Below are 4800 nucleotides of genomic sequence, written 5' to 3' on the forward strand. Positions count from 1 at the left end.
CTCGCCAGCGGCCCGAGGATCGTTTGTGTCCGCTGCACTGCGCCGTTACCGCTGCTGTACTGATCACTGGCGGTACGCAGGATCACATCGCGGCCGCTGTCCAGTTGCAGATCCGTGGCATTGAGTCGCGCGCTGGTCAGGTCAATATCGCTGTTCAGCGTGCTGAGTAGTAGCAAACCGTGGGTATCCGCTGAAGATGCGGATGGATAACGGACTACCGTCTGAATCAACTATTTTACGCGCAGGGATACTTACAATTATCCGGCTGGCGAACGAAGGGTAACAGGCTGACTAATAAAGTAAAATCCCGCCACTGAGGGCGGGATTTATATTCAGGCAGGGATATTAGCCAGCAATTTGTTAACTTTATCCGTATCTTCAGGGTGCCGATGAAGATATTTTTCACAGGATAAACGAACATATTTAAAACAGGTTTCCTCATTGACGATGACGATATCTGCCTCTGAATACGGATAACCTACTGCAAATTCAACTCCTTCAAAATGTTCACTTTCATCATAACTATTCATATCAGGAAAATTACAGTAAGCACCATCGGTATTAAATCCGATTTTTTTTGAAATATATTTAATGACTTCTAAAAACCTATCATCTTCATACATCCTGTCAAAATAGGACACGATGACTAAATTTAGCCCATCATTGACATCCTTTTGACTAAATAATTCTTTTCTCATTATTAACCTCAGTTAGGATGAAAATTTCGTACTGTCCCAGTAGTTTTATCTACATATATTCTGAAACTCACACCATCGACAGTTGCACTGGCTTGCCCACTTTTACTTGCCATTGCATCTTTATAGCCTTTAACCGCAGCTTGCTGCCCAAGGTCTAATATTTTCTAGTCAGTGAAAATATTAGGATCATAAACAGTTTTTGTTTCAGGCGTTGCTTTGTACTCTCCGGTAAGATTTCCTGAACGATCTTTGGTAGGAATTTGATACTTAACCTCGGTAATACCCTTCACACCGGTAGGTGTTTCACTCACGATTTTTACATTATATTGTTTATATCGCATCATAAAATGCATTGGCATTATGACCACCTGAAATTCCGCTCTTTTGCGTAAAGCCATCTACAGCTGATAAATGAGCGGGTTGATCAATGCGGAAACTCATCCCTTCAAGATAAACCGTTGACCCTTTCACTACGGGCACAGTCTCTCCTTTCACTCCATACATCCCGTACACCGCACCACCAATCGCCGCCGTGGTATGGGTTATTGCCATTCCGGTATACAACGTCGAAGCCGTCTCTACGCTGACTCCCCAATTACTGGCTATGGTTTGGATGTCTTTCGATTTCTGGGCTTTTACATCTTCCGTCGCATACTGCCAGATCAGACTGTCAACTTTACCCGCACCTTCCTGGTAAACGCTGGCCATTGTACCGATGTACTGCCCATCCATCTGCTCATCATAACTTTTGCCCATTGTTGCCAGCTCTTGCCGTATTCCCTGGCAGGCCACCGAGGACAGACCCTGACAAGCTGATTTCAGCGCAGCATCAAATGCCTTGTCCTTCGCATTCAAGTCACTGATTAACTTCTCTGCTTGAGCCTTCTTGTCACCTTCCAAGTACGGCAATGACCACTTCGCATCCTGACGTTTTTTCTCGTCAGTCGCACTCAGCGCATTATTCTCTACCGCATTTTTCCCCGCCTGCCCCCCGGCTAGCGCATCCGCGGTGCTGTCACCTGTCAGGCCACCGGCCAGCCCGGCGGCTAATGTACTCAGTGCGCTGACGGCCTGTTTCTGACCTTCGGTGAGTGTGTTCTTGTCCCAGCCCAGCGCGCTGATAATCGTGGGGGCCATCAACTCCGCCGTGGCCGCGCCAGCCGCACCCGCCAGCGCATTGTTGCCGCTGGCATAGGCGGTCACCGCGCCCAATACCGCGTGTGCCATTGTGTTGGCCGCCGGATTATCGCCCGTACTTTGCTTAATCACCCCCGCCAGATACAGCGCACTGGCACCCGTCAGGGCCGCACCCAGATTCCCGCCAGCCAGCACTATCACGACCTTGGTACAAATTTGCTCGGGATAAGGACGAACTGATTATTAGCAGTGGGAGGTTGGAGCTTTCAAGATGTAAAAACAAAAGCCCCGGCCAACTAACTAGGATTTTCTGTTTAACCTTTACAGCGACTCAATGCCAGCCGCAATCCTGCACCTATTTCAGTTGGGGAACTGTCTACAGAGAGAATAACATCCTCAATACCATCACCTTTTTCTCTACCCCAACCTTCCAGTTTTTCATGGCGAGTCGGTGAGATCGTTATAACACCATTAAAACAATGAATACCGCAGTTTTTCATGTTTTTAAATAAGGATTTTTTAGTTTTATAGCCATATTTTTCCATCAACATGGCTACCCAGGCAGCGTATTCTTCTTTACCTTTTTCAAAGTCAAAGAATGTTTCACATTCTTTGACTTTCAATGTACGACTATCTGACAATGCTTGTAAGATAGTCTCACCAATACTCTGATTATCTATATCTGGTGGTAATAAATGAGGTGGAAAGAGATTATCCGCAGCGACCATACCCAGCCCTGATTGAGTTTCAATAAGCAAAAATTCATTGGTGCAATAGCAGCGAGTCCAATAGTCTTGATCTTTATTAAATGTCATCATTTCACCTGTGTCACAGTAACCTTAACGCCTTGCCCTTTCCCATACTCAATAGCTCGGTTTATCTCTGTCCATTGAGCTGAAGTTGTATTGGCGGGAACAGCTAATTTAATTTCTCGATTGGTAATCATTGAAGAGTCGATAGTTTTTCTTGAAAGAGAATATTCTTTAAATTTTGCCACAACATCAACATTTCCTTTTATCGAGCTGTAAACCTGATTGGGATTAGACAACTTCGCCATCGTCTGAGTATCCAGTGATTTAGCACTCACCGCTGTTTTCGTTGATACATCGTAATAGTCAAATGTCCTGAAATTCTGCGGTAACCGCGCATTTGCTGGCAAAGTTTTCCCAACATAATCTTCCCACGGCATCCCCTGCTTCATATTACCCTGACCCCATTTCATGCCCACGGCTGCGGCACTGACAGTGCTGGTGGCGGTATTACGCCCCATATAGGAGAGTGCTGCTTTGGTCAAATCCTTCCCCAGCATCCCCAGTGACGCAACCGCTACCTGATTCTCCGGATCTGATGCAAAGGCCGCAAACTTTGTCCACCCTGGGCTATTGACATCTATCTTCGACAGATCCTGCCCATTCCACTGCTGAACATAGACTTTGGCTTCCTCGCCGCTCATCACATCAGCACCAAGGCTACTCAACCAACCTGGACGTTCGGGTATCGCCCCCGGCTTTAAGCTGCGGGTGGTGGTGCTGGAGACCAGCCCTTTGGCAGATCCCAGTGTAGAGCTGGGATCTCATTTTTAGATTAAATCTTCACCATTATGTAGAACAATTACATGGTCTTCACCTAATTCATCTTTGACTAACCTAGCTATTTCATTTGTACATATTTCAAGCATTTTATTGGAAACACTAATATAAAAATAAGATTCAGGATCTAAACCAAACTCATTCGAAATTTCTTTATCAAATGGTCCTAGTGTACTAGCTTTATATAAAATATAGTGTTCTGGAAATATCTCAGGATATTTAGCCAAAAACACATCCAGTTTTTTTTGTAGTTCATTGACAGATAATGTCGTGTAGCATCTTAAATCTATGGACATAATTCCTCATTTCACGCGAGTTGCATTGCCTGATTTATCAATAATAATGACTTTATCTAACCCCATTATTGGCCATTTTGTAAGTTGATACTGTAATTCAGGAGCAGAGACTTTAGTATCAGACATATTAATCACCACATTATTAGTTTGTCGTTTATCAATTTTCCCTTTTACTTCAGTCCATATATTTCTAACACGACCAGACTTAGGTGCATAATTATCAAAAATTTCCCCATTAATCTTATAGTCAGGATCTTTTCTTCCTGAAACGATAGGGTTTTGCTCTACATGGAACCCTGATTTAGCCAGTATCTGCGCACTCTCATTTTCTCTATTGAGTGAGCGGATATTTTCTTTTGTCATTTGAGGAGTTGTTTTTGTAACATGCCCAGTCAATAAACCGTCTGATTTGGCTATTGTGTTACCAATCTTTCCTGTCTGCCAAATACTACTTTTTGGTGAAATAATTCCACCACCTGGCTTATCAACAACTTTACTCCCTGCGACTCCACCGAAAACAGCTAAAGATCCAAGAGCTATATTTTTACCACCTTCAGCATATTTCCCGTCAATAACTTGACCAATACCCTTTCCTGTTTGATAAGCACCACCTGCCACAAATGTGCCTCGAATTATTGAACCGGGTGCCCCAGGTAAGGCAATTAATGCGTCAACACCAACAGCGGCTTGCCCTGACTGTACGCTATACATTTTTAAGTAGCTTAATGCTTCATTATAAGTTTTGGCATCCGCGGCTGAAGCCACAAACGCACCACCTTTAACTAAATTTTGAATAGCGACAGTAGCTTCTTGCTCTGTAAAACCATAAACCGTTTGTAATTCATATCCATATTGATTGAGTACGTTAGCTAAATCTTGCTTTTGACTTTCATTCAATTGACCATTGCGATATTGCTCAAGTAAAACATTGCTCGCTTTATCTTCATTAGTGAGATAGACGATATTTTGAGACGCTTGCAGTAGGTTTTTACCTTCCTTTTGGTCATCAAGTGCTTTCATTAGCTTTTCATTTTTTGTTGCTGATAAAAAGTTATTCTCTACCGCATTTTTCCCCGCCTG

General features: G+C 43.6%; 5 protein-coding genes and 3 pseudogenes. All 8 read right to left on the bottom strand.

The annotated features are described in order from the left end of the window. The coding region (locus tag AC971_RS21080) for a hypothetical protein (protein WP_156170268.1) at positions 1 to 230 on the bottom strand (230 nt) is incomplete at its 3' end. A gap of 102 nt (positions 231 to 332) precedes the next feature. Continuing rightward, positions 333 to 698: a ribonuclease toxin immunity protein CdiI gene (gene cdiI, locus AC971_RS21085; RefSeq protein ID WP_025381526.1), complete on the bottom strand. Its 366-nt coding sequence runs from the start codon at positions 696 to 698 to the stop codon at positions 333 to 335. Positions 699 to 706: 8 nt separating this feature from the next. Continuing rightward, positions 707 to 2036: pseudogene (locus AC971_RS24520) on the bottom strand (VENN motif pre-toxin domain-containing protein); the annotation flags it as partial. A gap of 113 nt (positions 2037 to 2149) precedes the next feature. Next, positions 2150 to 2650 carry a contact-dependent growth inhibition system immunity protein gene (locus AC971_RS21100; protein ID WP_025381528.1) on the bottom strand — a complete coding sequence of 167 codons (501 nt, stop codon included), beginning with the start codon at positions 2648 to 2650 and terminating at the stop codon, positions 2150 to 2152. Continuing rightward, positions 2650 to 3327: pseudogene (locus AC971_RS21105) on the bottom strand (endonuclease toxin domain-containing protein); the annotation flags it as partial. The pseudogene AC971_RS21105 and the gene AC971_RS21100, both read right to left, overlap by 1 nt. An 87-nt stretch (positions 3328 to 3414) precedes the next feature. Continuing rightward, positions 3415 to 3720 (bottom strand): hypothetical protein, encoded by a 306-nt coding sequence (locus AC971_RS21110; RefSeq protein ID WP_025381530.1) that lies wholly within the window; start codon positions 3718 to 3720, stop codon positions 3415 to 3417. A gap of 6 nt (positions 3721 to 3726) precedes the next feature. Next, entirely contained in the window at positions 3727 to 4431 is a 705-nt protein-coding gene (locus AC971_RS25685; protein ID WP_331454167.1) for a CdiA C-terminal domain-containing protein, read from the bottom strand. 270 nt (positions 4432 to 4701) lie between these two features. Continuing rightward, positions 4702 to 4800 (bottom strand): annotated as a pseudogene (locus tag AC971_RS24880) (VENN motif pre-toxin domain-containing protein); the annotation flags it as partial.

Source organism: Yersinia similis (assembly GCF_001053095.1).
GTDB classification, from domain to species: Bacteria; Pseudomonadota; Gammaproteobacteria; order Enterobacterales; family Enterobacteriaceae; genus Yersinia; species Yersinia similis.